A 15,687-nucleotide genomic window follows, 5' to 3' on the forward strand; every position below is an offset into this window, starting at 1 on the left:
CGCGAAATCCGCGCAGTGGCACCATGGATTCATGGCGCGACTCGACTACCAGGCCCTCAATTCCACCATCCGGTACCTGATGTTCTCGGTGTTCCAGGTACAGCCGGGCGTGCTCGGCGACGACCGGGCGGCGGCGATCAAGGAGGCGCAGACCTTCTTCGACCGGCTGGCCGACAAGGGTGTGGTGTTGCGCGGCATCTACGACGTGGCCGGGTTGCGCGCCGACGCCGATTTCATGCTGTGGACGCACGCCGAACGGGTCGAGGACCTGCAGGCCGCCTACGCCGATTTCCGGCGCACCACCGAGCTGGGCAAGGCCAGTGCCCCGGTGTGGAGCAATGTGGCCGTGCACCGCCCGGCGGAGTTCAACAAGAGCCACATCCCGGCGTTCCTCGCCGGTGAGGACCCGGGCAACTACATCTGCGTGTACCCGTTCGTGCGGTCCTACGAGTGGTACCTGCTGCCCGACGAACAACGCCGCAAGATGCTCGCCGACCACGGCAAGGCCGCACGTGGCTACCCGGACGTGCGGGCCAACACGGTGAGCTCGATGGCGCTCGGCGACTACGAGTGGATCCTGGCGTTCGAGGCCCCCGAACTGCACCGCATCGTCGACCTCATGCGCGATCTGCGCGCTACTGAGGCCCGCCTGCACGTCCGCGAGGAGACCCCGTTCTTCACCGGCCCGCGCGTAGAGGTCGAGCAGCTGATCAACGCCTTGCCGTAGGCACTACGCTTTCGGCTCGAGCTTGAGCGCGATCGAGTTGATGCAGTAGCGCTGGTCGGTGGGGGTGGGGTAGCCCTCGCCCTCGAAGACGTGGCCGAGGTGGCTGTGGCAGTTCGCGCACAGCACCTCGACCCGGCGCATGCCGAGCGAGTCGTCGGGACGCAGGATCACCGCGTCGGAATCGGCGGGGTCGAAGAACGACGGCCACCCGCAGTGCGAGTCGAATTTCTCTGTGCTGCGGAACAATTCGGCACCGCAGGCACGGCAGGTGTAGACGCCCTCGGTCTTGGTGTCGGTGTACTCGCCGACGAAAGGTCGCTCGGTGGCGGCCTCACGCAGCACGGCGTATTCCTCGGGGTTCAGTTTGGCCCGCCACTCCTGCGGCGTCAGCTGGATGCGCGGCGCGGGCAACGAGGTATCGGAACTCATCACTCCACGCTAATGGTTTCGCGCCGCGCGCGCCGAAACGCTACTTCAGGGCGGGTTCGCGTTCCTCGACCGGTGCCACCGGATCGTCGCGGTCAGGGGTCGCCGCGGGCGCGGGTTCTTCCGCTGCGCCGTCGCGTGAGTCCGGTGCCGTCGCCATCCAGACCGGGTCGATGCCGAACTGCAGCCTGCCTTCGCGGCGGGCGGCCAGGTAGCGGTCACCGAGCACGCAGAACACCACGATGAGCAGCAGACCCCAGCCGAAGGTCACCCGCAGGTATTCGAGCGCGCGGCCGGTGCTCTGCCAGCGGTCCGACAACCACTTGTCGTAGGTCATGAACCCGAAGATCGCCAGCCAGGCCGGCCAGTTGCGCAGCACGGAATTGCGCAGCACCACTGTCATCAGGAACGGGAACAGCATCATCGAGTAGTACATCTGGCCCAGCGACGGCAGCAGGAACGAGGCCGTGAGCAGCACACCGGAGAACGTGGTGACGAAGAACAGTTCGTCATCGCGGTAGTAGCGCCACAGCAGCCACAGCGACACCGCGACGACACCGGCCATCACCACCTGCACCAGCAGGATCAGCCAGTGCGGCAAGCCGTAGTAGGCACCGTTGCCGCCGACCGAGCTGTTGAAGTAGTCGCGGGTCTGCGCCAGGTAGGGCAGCACATGGGTGAAGAACCGTTCGGGGTCCTTCGACAGCGGCCAGGCCGCCGCGGTGAGCGCGACGGGCACACCGATACCGGTGATGAACACCTTCCACTGCCCGCGCACCGCCGCGACGAGCAGCAACGGAGCCAATGTCGGTTTCACGGCGATGCTCAGGCCGAGCGCGGCGCCCGCCCACAGATCACGCCGCCGCAGCAGCAGATGAATGAATGCCAGCTCGGCCAGCAGCAGACACCCGTTGACATTGGTGAACACCAACGTGTTGATGACCGTCTCGGAGGCGAACATCGCCAGCAGCAGCGCGGGCGCGGCCACCGAACCGATGCCGAACTTGAACAACCGCAGCAGCAGGTACCAGGCGAGCAGGATCGCCGCGGCGTTCAAGGCGATGAACAGCCACCGCGACAGCTCGTACTCGATGATCGCGACGGGCGCGATCACCAGGGTTCCGCTGGGCGGGTACAGGTAATGGGGGTCGACCGAGTCGAAGTTGGCCGTGTACACGGGCCTGCCGTTCAAGAACTCGAACGAGGCGTTGTACACCGGGCGATAGTCGTCGGTGACGAAACCGTTGATCGCCTTGATGAAGACACGGTTCAGCACCGTCATGACCGCGAACGGCCACAATGCGAACTTCATCACCTCGGCGGCGGTGCGAGCGGTGCGGGGCTCGAGCTGTCGGAACAACACTGGGGCACGGTACACCGGATCGGGTTGCGATGGTGTCGCCGGACCCGTCCGACGCGCCGTGACGCGCCGGTCGGATGGCGATCAGGCGGGGCAGGCGCCGCCGTCGGCGGGCAGTTTCCCCTCCGCTAGATAGGCGTTCACGGCCTGCTGCGCACACCCGGAATGCGCGACCACCGGATGCCCCCAGCCCTGCCAGGTCATGGTGGCGTGCCGGGCGCCCGCGGCACCGAGCGCGCCGGTGACCGAGGCCGCGGCGCCGCCGACGACGGGGTCGGCGGCACCGGCGAACACCAGCACGGGCAGCGACAGGTCGTCGGGCAGCGGCGGGGCGGTGGAGACGGGCCAGGCCGAGCACACCATCAGCCCGATCGCGGCGGTGCGACCGAAAACCGGATATTTGCCCGCCCAGGTGTCGGCCAGTTCGCGGGCCCGATCGGGAGTGGGCGGTTGCTGGCTGTCGGTGCACCGGTTCACGAACTCGCCGTCGGACGAGATCGCCGCCGCCTCACGCCCGACCAGTGCGATCAGCGGCCCGCGATCGCCACGGTCGGCCGCGGCGAGGATGTCGGCCAGCGCGGTGACCCGGGTGTTCTGATCCCCGCGCGGGCTCGACAGGAAACCGGTGAGCGCGGTCGCCAGGTCGGCGGCCGTCACCTCGCCCAGTCCGCCGGCCGTCGCCTTGTTCATCAACCCGACGACGGTCGCGCGCGGATCGGGTCCGAGGGCGCAATTTGCCGCCTTGCATCGCTGGGCGAACGCGGTGAGCGCGGCCTCGGCGCCGGTGACGCGCGCCTCGGCCATGGTCGCGGCGTCGGCGCCCACCGGTTCCGGTGCGTCGAGGACGAGCCGGGCCAGGTGGTCGCCGTAGCGGCGCGCGTAGCTGAGCGCGACCTTGCCGCCGTTGCCCGCACCGAGCAGGTTGATCTTCTCGACCTGCCACTGCTTACGCAGCTGTTCGATGTCGTCGGCGGCGTGCGGTGCGTCGAAGGTGCCCTCGTAGGGCTGCAGGAAGTCGCGGCAGGCGATGGTCGCGTCCTGACTGAAACCGGCGACGGCACCGACCTGGTCGGCGTTGCCGACACCGGTCTGCCCCAGATCGGTCAGCACCGCGCGCAATTGGGCCGGGATGCAGTCGATGGGCTGGGAGGCGCCGATGCCGCGCCGATCCACCGCCACGACCGGCTGCGCGGTGAGCAGCGCGCGGTTGGGGCCGACGGCCAGACCGGCGAGGGTGGAGGCCGAGGACCGGTCGGCGCCGGAGGTCAGCACCAGCGGGGCCACATCGGTGGGGGTCTCGGGCAGCCGGGCACGCAGGGCGCCCGCGCGGAAGGTGCCGAGCACGGTGCCCGCGGTATCGATGGGCGTCGAGAAATCGGCGCATTCGAGTACGAGTCCGGCGGGCACGTCGCCGAAGGCCAGCGAGCTGATGGTCGACTCGGTGCAGTCGCGCCAGGTGAGATCGGACTTGGGGACCTCGGCGGTGCCGAGATCCTCGGTGGCGGGCTCCTGGGTCGCCACCCCACCGGCGCCCGGCCGTTCCACCGCGACGACGGGCCGATCCGACGGTCCCGCCCCGCAGCCCGCGAGCATGATCGACAGTGTCGCGGCCGTTACCGCGGCCCGAGTCAAGCGCATGGCTACACCCTGCCAGGTTCGGCGCCGGGTTTCATCGACGGGCCCAGCGGGCCAGCACGGTGCCGTCGTCGTCGAGCACCAACTGCTTGCGTGCCATCGAGGTGCCGAATTGCTTCGCCGACAGCGAGATTCGCCCGCCCGCCCCGCCGACCAGCAGCGGCGCCGTGGTGAGGCACAGTTCGTCGACCAGGTCGGCCTCGGCCAGCTGACCGAACAGATGTGGTCCGCCCTCGCACAACACCCGCGGCAATCCGCGCTCGGTGAGCACCCGCAGCAGCGCAGCGGGCGTGATCGCGAACTCCGCCGCGACCACCACCTCGGCGCCCGCGTCCTCGAGCGCCGTGACGCGGTCCTTGTCGGCCTGGGCGGTGGTGAGGATCAGCGGCGGGGTCCGCGCGTCGGTGAACAGCCGCGCCGCCGGATCGAGGTTCGCGCTGCCCGACACCACGGCGATCGGTGGTGGGCTGCCGTCCTCGCTGCCGCCGACCCCGTGCCGGAAATGCGCACGCCGGTGTTCGTCGTCGGTGCGGGCGCCGCCGTAGTTCTCGGTGCGCACGGTGCCCGCGCCGACCAGGATCACGTCGGCGAGCTCGCGCAGCAGCTTGAACACCAGCTTGTCGGCCGGGGTGGCCAGTCCCTTCGTCACGCCGTCGACGGCGAGCGCGCCGTCGATGCTGCTGACGAAGTTGGCCCGCACCCAGGGCCGCTCCAGGTGCCTCGGGTACGCATAGCTCCTGGCCAGTGCGTCGGCGTCGAGATCTGCGAGCTGGGTCACATTAGGGATACGCTGCATAGGTACCGATGCAACCACGTCCGTACGATTCGCACATGCAAGAACGCCTCGTCGATCGCCACCCGGAGGTCCCGGCCGACCAGCTCGTCGCCCAGATGGTGCCCCCGCCCATGTTCGACGAGGTCAGCTTCGCCTCCTACATTCCCGACCCCAAGGAACCCAGCCAAGCGGCCGCGGTTCGCAAGGCCGAGGAATTCGCCGGTCAGGTCGCCAAGATCCACAAGGCCGCGTCGAAGAAGAGCCTCTTCGGCAAGAAGAAGGCTGTCACAGGGGCTGGCCTGTACCTCGACGGTGGTTTCGGTGTGGGCAAGACCCACCTGCTCGCCTCGATCTTCCACAGCGCGCCCGCGCCGAAGTCATTCGGCACCTTCGGCGAGCTGACCAACCTGGTCGGCGCCCTCGGTTTCGTCAACGCGGTGGAACGGCTCTCCGCCAACAGTCTGCTGTGCATCGACGAGTTCGAACTCGACGACCCGGGCGACACCACGATGGTCTCGCGCCTGCTCACCGAGCTGTCCGCCGCGGGCGTCTCGATCGCGGCGACCTCCAACACCCTGCCGAGTCAACTCGGTGAAGGCCGTTTCGCCGCGCAGGACTTCCTGCGCGAGATCAAGAAGCTCGGCGCCATCTTCGAGCCGGTGCGCGTCGACGGCCCCGACTACCGCCACCGCGACCTGCCGCCCGCTCCCGAGCCCACCTCGCCCGAGGTGCTGGCCGAACGGGCCGCCGCCACACCGGGTTCCACCCTCGACGACTACGACGCCCTGCTGACGCACCTGAGCACCCTGCACCCGTCGAAGTACGGCGCGCTCATCAACGGTGTCACCTCGGTATTCGTCGCCGGGGTGCACCCGGTGACCGATCAGGCCGTCGCGCTGCGCATCGTCGTGCTCGCCGACCGCCTCTACGACGCGAGCATCCCGGTCACCGTGTCCGGCGCCAAGCTCGACGAGATCTTCTCCCAGGAGATGCTCGACGGCGGGTACCGCAAGAAGTACCTGCGCGCCATCTCGCGTCTGCTCGCGCTGTCGCGGTTCGAGGCCGCTACCGCGTAGGGATCACAGCTTCCGTTCGAAGACGAAATCGTCGTGCACCTGGTTGCCGACGGTCATCGTCTTGGTGCCCACCCGCACGAACCCGTGCTTGCCGTAGAAGCGTTGCGCGCGTTCGTTGTCCTGGTTGACCCCGAGCCACACCGCGTCGGCGCCCGACTCGCGCGCGGCGTCGACGGCGGCATCCATGAGCGCACCGGACACCCCGGTGCCGTGGTGTCCGGGCAGCACGTACATCTTGCTGAGTTCGACCACCGATCCCGGGCTGACCTGTGCGTCGATGGCCGGATCGGTCGGCCTGCCCGCGATCAACATGGCGTAGCCGACGATCTCGTCACCGTCGACGGCCTTGAGGACCGTGCGATCCGGGTCGGACAGGTACTCGCCGAAACGGTCGCCCGAGAGCATCTGGGTCAGGAAGATCTCGATGTCGGCCGGGTCGGCCTGCGGGGGACAGGCCAGCGGGAACGTCGCGGTCGCCACATCGCTGAGGGCTTCGGCGTCCCAGAGTCCGGCCCGGTCGACGACGACGGAGCTGTTGGTCATCGTTCCAGTACAGCATGGGCGTGGCGGTGGTAGGCAGCACTGTGGGCATCGCGGCGGTGGCACCGTGACGGCGGTCCCGAGTACTCTCCTGCCCATGACTAGCGGTAGCCGCATCGGGATCGTCGGTGCGGGAGTTGCGGGATTGGCTTGCGCGAAGGTGTTGAGTCAGGCCGGGTTCCCGGTCGAAGTCTTCGATCGAGCCCCTGACGTGGGCGGTGTGTGGAGCGTCACCCGCCGCTACCCGGGCCTGCGTTCACAGAACAGCAAGCACACCAACCACTTCAGCGACCACCCGATGCCGGAGGACTACCCGCGCTGGCCGGACGGTCAGCAGATGCAGGCCTACCTCGCCGGGTACGCGCAGAAGTTCGGTCTCACCGGGAATCTGCGACTGGGCACCGAGGTGGTCGCGGCCGACCCGGTCGACAGCGGCTGGTTGCTCGAGATCCGCGACGGGATGGGTGTGCACCGCAGCACCTGCGATCACCTGATCGTCGCCAACGGTGTGTACAGCGACCCGGTGCTGCCGGACCTGCCCGGTGCGGTCGCCTTCCGCGCCGCGGGCGGGCAGCTGTGTCATGTCTCGCAGTTCCACGACGCCGAACTGGCACGCGACCGTTCGGTGGTCGTCGCCGGGTACGGCAAGTCGGCCTGCGATGTGGCCGAGGCGGTGAGTCACCTCGCCGACGAGACCAGCGTGGTCGCCCGCAGGCTCACCTGGAAGATGCCGCGCAAGTTCGGATTCGGCACCGACTACGAACGATTGCTGCTCACCCGCGCGGGCGAGGCGCATTTCCCGTCCCGGTTCGGCCACCGCGCCGAACGCCTGCTCGACCGGCTCGCCCTGCGCGAGGCGAACCTCGACCTGCTGCAGGAACGGGTGACGCGCAAGCTGCGGCTGCGCGAGCTCGGCCTGGTCCCCGACGGTTCACTGGCCGAGATGGCGACCAGCAGCGCCGCGCTGGTCACCGAGGGGTTCTTCGATCAAATCGAGGCGGGCCGCATCGCCGTGCACCGCGACGCCGAGATCGTCGAACTCATCGGCGGGCAGCACGGGCCCGCGGTCCGGTTGTCCGACGGGACGCTGAAACTGGCCGAGATCGTGGTGTGCGCCACCGGATATCGCCAGGAGGTACCGTTCCTCACCCCGTTCGTGCGCCGTTCGCTCACCGACGAGGCGGGCGACTTCCGGCTCTACCGCCACATCCTGCCCGTCGAGGTGCCCAACCTCAGTTTCGCCGGCTACAACAGCTCCAATGTGAGCGCCCTCAGCGCCGAGGTCGGCGCGCACTGGATCGCGGGGCTGCTCACCGGCGCCTTCGTGCCGCCGGTCGCCGAACTGATGAACAACGACATCGACGAACGCCTGGCCTGGTCGCGGGCCCGTAGCAACGGCGCGCACGCGCACGGTGCGTCGGTGATCCCGTTCTCGCTGGGCAATATCGACGAGATGCTCGACGACCTCGGCACCCCGCTGCCGCTGTCGGCCCGGCTCGGGCAGTGGGTGCGCCCGGTGCGGCCCGCGACCTACCGCGGCGTGCTGCGCAACCGCAACGCCGCCCCGGCGCCGACACCGGTCGCGGTGGTCGAGGGATAACCGACACGCGGTGCGGCCGCTTGGTGACGAACCGGGCGTTGGTGATAATCCTCGCGTGGAAGCGCTGGATCTGAACCTGCTGCCCGCCTTGGACGCGCTGCTCGACACCAACAGCGTCACCGAGGCGGCCCGGCGACTGCACACCTCCACCTCGGCGATGAGCCGAACCCTGACCCGGTTGCGTGAGGTGTTCGGTGACCCGCTGCTCGTGCGCTCCGGCAGGCATCTGGTGCCCACCCCGCGCGCCCTGGAACTGCGCCAGGACGTGGCGGCGCTGGTCGAGGCGAGCCGGGTGCTGCTCACCTCGCACGAGGGCGGCGGTGTTCGCAGGCAGCGGGATTTCGTGGTCCGCGTGGGTGATGCGGTGGCGGCGCGGCTCGCGGGACCGCTGCTCGGCGCGGTCGGGGCGCAACTGCCCGGCGTGACGGTTCGGCTGCTGGCCGCGGACCCCGCCGACAGTGCCGTGGCCCTGCGCGACGGACAGGTCGACATCGAGGTGGGCGTGCTCGGCCGCACCGACCCCGAAACCGTTGTGCAGCGGTTGTTCAGCGACCGCTGGGTCGGTGTCGCGGCCGCCGACCACCCCTTCGCCGCCGACCGCCCCACCGTCGCCGCCTACGCCTCCGCGCGCCACCTCGAGGTGTCACCCACCGGCCGCACCCACAGTCCCATCGATGACCGCCTCGCCCTGCACGGTCGCACCCGCCGCGTCGTCGCGACCGTCGCCGACCTGGCGACCGCGTTGTTCACCGTGGCGACCACCGAACTGATCTGCCCCGCCCCCGCGGCGTTGTCCCGCCCGGCCTGCCAGGCGCTCGGCCTGGCCACCTTCGAGATCCCACTGCCGCTGCCCGCCCCCGTCGTCGCCATGGCCTGGCATCCGCGCAATACCGCCGACTCTGGCCATCGCGCCGTGCGCGAACTCGTCGCGACGGTACTGCGCGACGCGCCGGAGGTACGCGATGTGCGCTCGGTGGGAGTCGCCGTCTAGCCGAGGTCCTGCGTCGGCGGACCGAAGACGTCGCGGCGGCCGGGTGGCAGGCCGGCGGAGCGCTTGAGCTCGTCGAGCATGGCCTGCAGTTTGTCCACGTGGGCGGCGGATTCGAGGTCGAAGGCGCGGTAGGTGCCGGTCACCGTGATGCCTGCCGGGTCGGTGGCCGTGGGAATGGGGGCAGGGCCGAGGTTGTCGTCGGCGCTCGACGAGGTGTGGGTGGCGGGCAGGTCGACCGCCGGGGCGGGTCGGCCGTGCCGGGTCCCGGTGTCGTTGTCGGAGTTGGTGAATCGCGCGGTGCTGTGAGCCGCCTGGGCCGCGAGCGGACCTGTGTTCGCGTCCTGTCCGAACGTCCGGCCGTTCTCCTCGGCGCTGTGACCGTGCGGTCGGCTGGATTGCGCGCCTCGGTCGTATCGGCCGTTCGCCGCTTCGTCGGACGCGCCGGGTTGAACGCCCTGGGTGGCGCGGTCCGCCTGCTGGTGCGTCCGGCCGGGATCGCCCGCCGCCTGGGCGGAGTGGCCCGCCTGATGCGGGTGGTCCGCCGGCATGGCTGCTCCGCCGGACGGGTCGACGGATTCCGTCGCCGGGCTGGTTAGGTAGTCGGTTCCGCCGACCGAAAACTCGGACCGAGGTGCCTGGTCGAGGTGCTCCGACGGCGCGGTGGCTCGGCCCGGCACGTGCCCGGCGTCGACCTGGGCCGAATCGGCGGGTGGCGGTGCGACCAAACGGGCGGGGGCTGCCGGTTTGTCGGTGGTGCTCGAGTTGCGAGGCGTGAAGTCGGCGAAGACGGACTCGCCGCGGGAGTCCGTGGTGAAGCCGTTGCGGGCGTGACCGTTTCGCGGCGGGGTGGGAAGGGTCGTCTCCACGTCGTCGTCGAAGGACCACTGGATCCCGTTGGCACTGCCGTTCTTCGGCCCGGAACCCGACCGATCGGCGAACCCGTTGAAGGTCGTCCCGTTCGTCACGACCCGGGCTTCGGCCGCGTGAGCATCTTCGGCCGGGATGATTCCGGCACGTTCTTGCTCGCCCGGACTCGGATGCCCACCCGTACCGGCCAACGGTCCGCGCGCCGAGCTCGCCTGCTGGTCGTCGACGTGACCCGACGCATGTGCGGCGCGGCGCACATCGCCGGAATCGTCGACCCGCTCGCCCGCCGTGCCAGCGTGGAATGAGCTGTGCCGCACGTCTTCCGATCCGCCGGCGTGTTCGACGGGGGCGCGTTGGTCGGTTGCCCGGTGGGGGCCGGATCCGTTGCGCTGAGCCTGCGGATCGACTCCGTTGGGCGACCAGGTCACATTGCCGGAAGTGGTGTGGCGTTCGGTGCCACGGGTCTCGGTGGGAACCTTGCCGACAGGCCGCGCGCGTTCGACGCTCGCGGACCCGCCCGAAACGGTCGCGGCGTCCTCATCGTGGCGGCCGAGCTCATCGGTCGAATCCGGCAGCGGGGCAGCACGATTCGCGGCGAGACCGACCCCTTGCGCCGCGATGTCGTCGGCCACCCCACGCGCCGGCGCCTCCCGCTCCGGCTGCGCGGGCAGTCGGCCGTTCACACGCTGCGAATTCGGGACGGCTTCCCGCACAGGCGCTTCCGGCACATGCGCTCCGTTCACCTTCGGTCGCTGTGCGGAGTCACCGCGCGCACCGCGGGCCGCCTGGGGTTCAGGATCGCCGAGTCCCGACGACTGGACCGCGAACGCGGCGGTACGAGGCTCACCCTCCTCGTGCGACGCGACCCGACCACGTTCGCCCGCGACCACACCGCTCTGCGGTTCGGTCGTCGCGCGGGGGACCGGGGGAGCGGTGATGGGCCAGGTGGGATCCCCTAGGTGGTCGGGGACCGAGCGGCTCGACTGACGGCGCTCCAGCGGCGGCTTGGTGGCTTCCTCGTGGGCGGCGGCCCGCTCGGCGGCCTCGCGGACTTCTCGTCTGCTGCGCCCACGGGCGGGCGGTGGGGCCGGATCGTCGCCGCCGTCGAGCGCGTCGAGCCGGGCACTGAGCCGGGAAATGTCCTGTGACGCATGGAAAGCCCAGGCTTCGAGGCGGCGGATGCGGAGCTGGTCGGGCACGTCCTCGTCGTCACCGGGGAAGCCGGGGACCTCCTGGGCGACGCGCGCGGCGACGACATCGAGCTTCTCGCTGACCTCACGCAGCGCCGCGGCGATATTCGCCAGCATCGACCCGATGGTTTCGTCGTGCTCAGCGTGGTTCATGCACACCCTACTTCCGGTGGACGGCGAGCGTGCCCGCCTCGGCCGCCTGCGATCATATCCACCGGTGCCCGCCGACGCGTTGTAGTGATCCTCGGCCGGTGCGCCAGGCGACGCGCCGAACCTTTTCGTAATCGGGACGAAAAGGACCGGCAACCCGGCCGGTCTGTGTATCGAAATGATCAAGATCTTCGCCGGTCCGTGCGACGTTGGCACAATGAAAGGGCTTGATATACAAGCAATGTCGTCGTTGTGATCTCGATCACCACACGGCGACGCACCCGAGTGCGGGTCAAGGGGGCTGGCGGCGTGTCGGCGGCTGCGGGAACCTGAGTGCAGGTCGTGGGCGCGGGGCGTACGGCAGGCCCCTGGTGAGGGAGTGATGGTGTGAGGACGAAGCGGCGAAGCGACACCCAGGTGGTGTGCGGACGGCGGGCGCTGCTCGACGAACTCGGGATCTCCGAGGGCGGTCGTCGCGCGGCGCCCGAACGCACCGGATACGGCTGTGGTTGCCCCGATTGCGTTGCGAAGCAATGGAACACTCAGCGGCTCGAACATTGGATCTGTGGCAGGCTGACGGCGGCGGGCGCCGACGAGGCGCAGGTGGACGCCCGGGTGGGCGATATCCCCGTCGACATCTACTGGCGCCGTGGCGAGCGGCGCGGCGTGGTCGAGGTGCGCAGCGGCCCCCTCGACATCACCGCGGCCCGCGCGCACCGCGAACGCCTGCGCGAAGCGGGCATCGACGACGTGCTGTGGGTGGTCCCGCGCGGGTACTGGGTGCCGCTGGTGCCCGCGGTCGGTATCGCCGACTTCGCGCCCGCCGGTGCCGAATACCGCATCGATCAGGGCATGCTCACCGCCGGTGAGTCCGGTTTCGCCGCACCGGTGCGGGCGGGCTGGGCGCTGCGGGAGTTCCTCGAGGGCTGGGTGGCGGACGACATCGCCTGGGGTCATGTGGATGTGATGAACGGAGGGTGGGCCGAGATGGGCACCTGGGAAAAGCACACGGCGGCGCAGGCCGCGATGATCGAACGTCAGCGCAATCAATTGCGCGACCAGCGAGTGGAACTGGCGGTGTCGCGGCAGGCCGTGCGCGACAAGCAGCGGCTGGTGACCAGGCTGCATCACCGCATCGAACGTGCGGCCGCGGCCGCCGACGCCCATGCCATCACCCTGGCCGGCTTGCGCAGCGAGCTGGTCGCCCAGCAGCGGACCGCGGCGGGCCTGCGCGCCACCATCACCCGGATGGATCGCACCCTCGATCAGTGGCAGTGGCTCACCTGCTGCGCGATGCTGCTGGTTGTCGCGGTGCTCGCCGGGGCGATGGTGATGCGCTGAGCCGCATCGGCAACCGGTCGAACCGCCAGTCGTTGCGCAGCACGAGGGCGGCCAGGCCCAGTAGGTCGAGGCCGGTCTCGGTGAGCACGGCGGTGAGGGCCGGCCGGTCGTAGGGGCCGGTGGCCAGGTCCGTGGCGATCCGCTGTTCGGCGGCCGCGTCGACGGCGCGGGTGCGCAGTTGTGCGATGCCGATCGCGCTGCCGGTCCAGGTGAGCGCACCCCAGCCGCGTTCGTGGGCGTGGGCGCGCACCAGTTCGGCCTGAAGCCTGTTGTGGTGGAACATGGTCCGGCCCAGCGGTACCACGTCGATCAGCACCGTTCGGCCGTCGCTGAGCCGGGCGGCGACCGAGGGGTAGTGCACGTGGTTCTCACCCGCGAACGTGTAGGTGAGGGCGGCGGGTTCCTCCTGGAATGCCGCGACGGCCGGGCTGGCGTCGAGCGTGCGCAGCAGGCGGGCGACCAGCGCCGAGTCGTAGGCGACGTCGCGCCCGGCCTTGGCCAGGTAGAACCGGCCGCGCCCGTCGTCGTCGGCATCGGCCACCCGCGCCGAGACGGTGGGTAACGGGGCGGGGGAGCAGTCCGGCCAGTCGGTCCCCGCGAGTACGGCGTCCAGGTCGTCGATGTCGTCGTCCGGGGCGTGCAGTTTGGCCAGGATGCTCGCGGTCTTCTTCTGCCAGCCCAGGATTCGCTGCATGACATAGCCGGCGACCCGCCGGGCGTCGGTCTGGTCGTGTCCGGCCAGGCGCAATTTCAGATACGACCATTCCATGGCGACCAGGTCGGTGTCGGTCGCGTAGGTCTCGGTGAGCAGGGTGCGCACCAGGCGCAGATCGCCCGCCTCACGCGGGTATCGGTGTGCGAACACCTCGGCGGAGCGGTGTCCGGATCGGGTGGCCTCGCGCAGGATGCGCCCGATCGCCTTGGTGTAGAGCTGACGGGCGCGGTCGCGGGCGAGGTCGTAGCGGGCGCCGACGCGGGTAAGGGTTTCCGGGCGCTGCCCGCCGATGCCCAGGCGCAGCCCCACCACCCGCGCCTCGCGGGCCGCGCGTTCGGCGTGGTCGACGAGCAGTTCGCCGACCAGCTCGTCGAGCTCCTCGAGCTCGAACGAGACGTCGGCGGCGATGTCGTGGCCCGGTTTTCTCATGATCGCGTCAGCGTAGCGGCGAACACCGACAATGTTGTGTCACAGCGACGTCAGGTACTCGCTGTAGAACAGGCACAGCCCCGTCGCCGAGGCGATGCCCGCCAGCACCCAGAACCGGATGATGACCGTCGTCTCCGGCCAGTTGTCGAGTTCGAAATGGTGGTGGAACGGCGCCATCCGGAACAGCCGGGTGTGGGTGGTGCGGAAGACGACGATCTGCAGCACCACCGACATGATCTCGGCGACGAACAGTCCACCGAGCACCACCGCGAGCAGTTCGGTGTGGCTGGTGATCGACAGCCCGGCCAGCAGACCGCCGAGGCCGAGGGATCCGGTGTCGCCCATGAAGATCTTGGCGGGCGCGGCGTTCCACCACAGGAATCCGACACAGGCCGCCGCTCCGGCCGCGCTCACCATCGCCAGGTCCAGCGGGTCGCGGACGGTGTAGCAGGCGCGGCCGGGGGTGATCTCGCAGGAGTGGTCGTACTGCCACAGCGTGATCACCACGTAGGCGCCGAGGGTCAGGGTCATCGACCCGGCGGCCAGCCCGTCGAGCCCGTCGGTGATGTTCACCGCGTTCGACCAGGCGACCACCAGCAGCACCACGAACAGCACGAAGAACAGCGACGCGAAGGTGATGGTCGGGATGTCGCGCACATACGACAGGTTGCGGCCCGCCGGAGTGAGTCCGGTGGCGCCGGGGAATCGCAGTACCAGCACCGCGAACACGACCGCCGCCGAGATCTGCCCCAGATATTTGCCCGCCGCGGTGAGCCCGAGGTTGCGGTGTTTGCGCAGCTTGATCGAGTCGTCGAGAAAACCGACCACGCCGAGCGCCGAGGCGAGCAGCAGCACCAGAACGCCCGACGCGCTGGGACCCGGTGCGTCCCACAGTGTTCCGATCAGGTGCGAGCCCAGGTAGCCGCCCCACACGCCAGCGCCGATGGCTAGACCACCCATCGTCGGTGTGCCGCGTTTGGTGTGGTGGCTGGCGGGCCCGTCGATCCGGATCTCCTGCCCGAAACCGCGCCGCGCGAACACCCGGATGAGCACCGGGGTGAGCGTGATGGTGATGAACAGGGCGATGCCCGCCGACAACAGGATCTGTCTCACATTGCCCCTCCGTCCCGCCTGTCCCGCCATCCGCTGCGGCCCCGGCGGCGCCGTGCCGATCCTAGGGGAGGCCGCCGGGTTGCGGCGCGGGAGTGATCGGGGTTACAGGCTCTTCGGTCGCACGGTCATGGTCAGCACGTCCGGGACCGCATCGAGGGCGCGGCGTACTTCGGTGGCCAATCCTCCGGCGGTGCGGTCGTCGTGGGCGGTCCACGCGCCGAGCGCGCAATGGAACGCGGCGACCAGGATGTCGACGGCGAGGCGTAGATGCAGGGTGCGGTCCTCGCCCACTTCCAGTTGGCGGTGCAGCAGGGTGACTGCCGCGCCGCTCGTCCGATCGCAGAATTGCAGATTGTGCCCGGCCATCGACGGGGTGACGCCCACGAGGCGATGGCTCAGCGCGGCACGCCGTGGCCACTCGCCGACGGCGACGCGGTCGACGGCCGCCAGCAGCGCGTCCCGGAGCACGCGCAGGAGCTCGGTTTCGCGTAGCTCGCCGCGTTCCAGCTCTTCCAGGAAGGCGAGCCAGAGGTCCTGCAGTGGCGCCATCGCCACGTCTTCCTTGCCTGCGAAGGTGCGGAAGAACGTGCGCTTGGAAACCTCGACGGACTCGCACAGCTCGTCCAGGGTGACGGCATCGAACCCACGCTCGGTGAACAGCCGGAGAGCGGAGTCGATCAACGCGTGCCGGGTTCGTAGCTTTTTCCGTTCGCGCAGCGGCAACTCGTCTATCGCTACGTCCATCGTCTCAG

14 protein-coding genes are annotated in these 15,687 nt (G+C 69.7%); 5 read left to right on the forward strand and 9 right to left on the reverse strand.

All coding sequences use genetic code 11. From position 1 onward, the window contains the following. The first annotated feature begins 31 nt into the window (after nucleotides 1–31). Entirely contained in the window at nucleotides 32–727 is a 696-nt protein-coding gene (gene hemQ, locus NI2_RS20275) for a hydrogen peroxide-dependent heme synthase (RefSeq protein ID WP_067493045.1), read from the forward strand. A 3-nt stretch (nucleotides 728–730) separates the two neighbouring features. Here the strand turns inward: hemQ and msrB are convergent, their stop codons facing one another. From msrB to NI2_RS20295, 4 genes are all read right to left on the reverse strand, one after another. Beyond that, entirely contained in the window at nucleotides 731–1,156 is a 426-nt protein-coding gene (msrB, locus tag NI2_RS20280) for a peptide-methionine (R)-S-oxide reductase MsrB (RefSeq protein ID WP_067492871.1), read from the reverse strand. Between the two features lie 40 nt (nucleotides 1,157–1,196). After that, entirely contained in the window at nucleotides 1,197–2,516 is a 1,320-nt protein-coding gene (locus NI2_RS20285) for a glycosyltransferase family 87 protein (protein ID WP_174552223.1), read from the reverse strand. A gap of 81 nt (nucleotides 2,517–2,597) precedes the next feature. Beyond that, a complete protein-coding gene (locus NI2_RS20290; RefSeq protein ID WP_067492875.1) occupies nucleotides 2,598–4,151 on the reverse strand; it encodes an alpha/beta hydrolase in 1,554 nt (517 codons plus the stop codon). Nucleotides 4,152–4,182: 31 nt separating this feature from the next. Continuing rightward, a complete protein-coding gene (locus NI2_RS20295; RefSeq protein ID WP_067492877.1) occupies nucleotides 4,183–4,944 on the reverse strand; it encodes a pyrimidine reductase family protein in 762 nt (253 codons plus the stop codon). Between the two features lie 35 nt (nucleotides 4,945–4,979). Between NI2_RS20295 and zapE the strand changes: the two genes are divergently transcribed. Further along, nucleotides 4,980–5,999, forward strand: a complete 1,020-nt coding sequence (gene zapE, locus NI2_RS20300) for a cell division protein ZapE (RefSeq protein WP_067492879.1) — start codon at nucleotides 4,980–4,982, stop codon at nucleotides 5,997–5,999. A gap of 3 nt (nucleotides 6,000–6,002) precedes the next feature. On the opposite strand, the gene NI2_RS20305 is transcribed toward zapE, so the two are convergent. Beyond that, on the reverse strand, nucleotides 6,003–6,542 hold the full coding sequence (locus NI2_RS20305; protein ID WP_067492881.1) for a GNAT family N-acetyltransferase: 540 nt from the start codon (nucleotides 6,540–6,542) through the stop codon (nucleotides 6,003–6,005). A 94-nt stretch (nucleotides 6,543–6,636) separates the two neighbouring features. Between NI2_RS20305 and NI2_RS20310 the strand changes: the two genes are divergently transcribed. Further along, nucleotides 6,637–8,139 (forward strand): flavin-containing monooxygenase, encoded by a 1,503-nt coding sequence (locus tag NI2_RS20310; protein WP_067492883.1) that lies wholly within the window; start codon nucleotides 6,637–6,639, stop codon nucleotides 8,137–8,139. Nucleotides 8,140–8,194: 55 nt separating this feature from the next. After that, the gene (locus NI2_RS20315) at nucleotides 8,195–9,130 is read left to right on the forward strand and encodes a LysR family transcriptional regulator (RefSeq protein WP_067492884.1); all 936 of its coding nucleotides are present in this window, start codon (nucleotides 8,195–8,197) and stop codon (nucleotides 9,128–9,130) included. Here NI2_RS20315 and NI2_RS20320 read toward each other — a convergent pair. Beyond that, nucleotides 9,127–11,340 (reverse strand): hypothetical protein, encoded by a 2,214-nt coding sequence (locus tag NI2_RS20320; protein ID WP_067492886.1) that lies wholly within the window; start codon nucleotides 11,338–11,340, stop codon nucleotides 9,127–9,129. The two genes, NI2_RS20315 and NI2_RS20320, sit on opposite strands and share 4 nt — an antisense overlap. A 384-nt stretch (nucleotides 11,341–11,724) precedes the next feature. On the opposite strand from NI2_RS20320, the gene NI2_RS20325 reads away from it, so the two are divergent. Further along, nucleotides 11,725–12,678: a hypothetical protein gene (locus NI2_RS20325; protein WP_243749689.1), complete on the forward strand. Its 954-nt coding sequence runs from the start codon at nucleotides 11,725–11,727 to the stop codon at nucleotides 12,676–12,678. Here the strand turns inward: NI2_RS20325 and NI2_RS20330 are convergent. From NI2_RS20330 to NI2_RS20340, 3 genes are all read right to left on the reverse strand, one after another. Continuing rightward, the gene (locus NI2_RS20330) at nucleotides 12,617–13,822 is read right to left on the reverse strand and encodes a sigma-70 family RNA polymerase sigma factor (protein ID WP_067492890.1); all 1,206 of its coding nucleotides are present in this window, start codon (nucleotides 13,820–13,822) and stop codon (nucleotides 12,617–12,619) included. The two genes, NI2_RS20325 and NI2_RS20330, sit on opposite strands and share 62 nt — an antisense overlap. Before the next feature lie 39 nt (nucleotides 13,823–13,861). After that, nucleotides 13,862–14,935, reverse strand: a complete 1,074-nt coding sequence (gene mraY, locus NI2_RS20335; protein ID WP_067493047.1) for a phospho-N-acetylmuramoyl-pentapeptide-transferase — start codon at nucleotides 14,933–14,935, stop codon at nucleotides 13,862–13,864. A gap of 102 nt (nucleotides 14,936–15,037) precedes the next feature. Then, nucleotides 15,038–15,679: a TetR/AcrR family transcriptional regulator gene (locus NI2_RS20340; RefSeq protein ID WP_067492892.1), complete on the reverse strand. Its 642-nt coding sequence runs from the start codon at nucleotides 15,677–15,679 to the stop codon at nucleotides 15,038–15,040. Between the last annotated feature and the right edge of the window lie 8 nt (nucleotides 15,680–15,687).

The sequence above is a fragment of the Nocardia ignorata NBRC 108230 genome (assembly GCF_001612905.1).
In the GTDB taxonomy this organism is placed as follows: Bacteria; Actinomycetota; Actinomycetes; order Mycobacteriales; family Mycobacteriaceae; genus Nocardia; species Nocardia ignorata.

Bases quoted from the DNA above. Each gene is read 5' to 3' on its own strand.
- hemQ (WP_067493045.1), top strand. From the start codon at position 32: ATGGCGCGACTCGACTACCAGGCCCTCAATTCCACCATCCGGTACCTG.
- msrB (WP_067492871.1), bottom strand. From the start codon at position 1,156: ATGAGTTCCGATACCTCGTTGCCCGCGCCGCGCATCCAGCTGACGCCG.
- NI2_RS20290 (WP_067492875.1), bottom strand. From the start codon at position 4,151: ATGCGCTTGACTCGGGCCGCGGTAACGGCCGCGACACTGTCGATCATG.
- NI2_RS20295 (WP_067492877.1), bottom strand. From the start codon at position 4,944: ATGCAGCGTATCCCTAATGTGACCCAGCTCGCAGATCTCGACGCCGAC.
- zapE (WP_067492879.1), top strand. From the start codon at position 4,980: ATGCAAGAACGCCTCGTCGATCGCCACCCGGAGGTCCCGGCCGACCAG.
- NI2_RS20305 (WP_067492881.1), bottom strand. From the start codon at position 6,542: ATGACCAACAGCTCCGTCGTCGTCGACCGGGCCGGACTCTGGGACGCC.
- NI2_RS20310 (WP_067492883.1), top strand. From the start codon at position 6,637: ATGACTAGCGGTAGCCGCATCGGGATCGTCGGTGCGGGAGTTGCGGGA.
- NI2_RS20320 (WP_067492886.1), bottom strand. From the start codon at position 11,340: ATGAACCACGCTGAGCACGACGAAACCATCGGGTCGATGCTGGCGAAT.
- NI2_RS20330 (WP_067492890.1), bottom strand. From the start codon at position 13,822: ATGAGAAAACCGGGCCACGACATCGCCGCCGACGTCTCGTTCGAGCTC.
- NI2_RS20340 (WP_067492892.1), bottom strand. From the start codon at position 15,679: ATGGACGTAGCGATAGACGAGTTGCCGCTGCGCGAACGGAAAAAGCTA.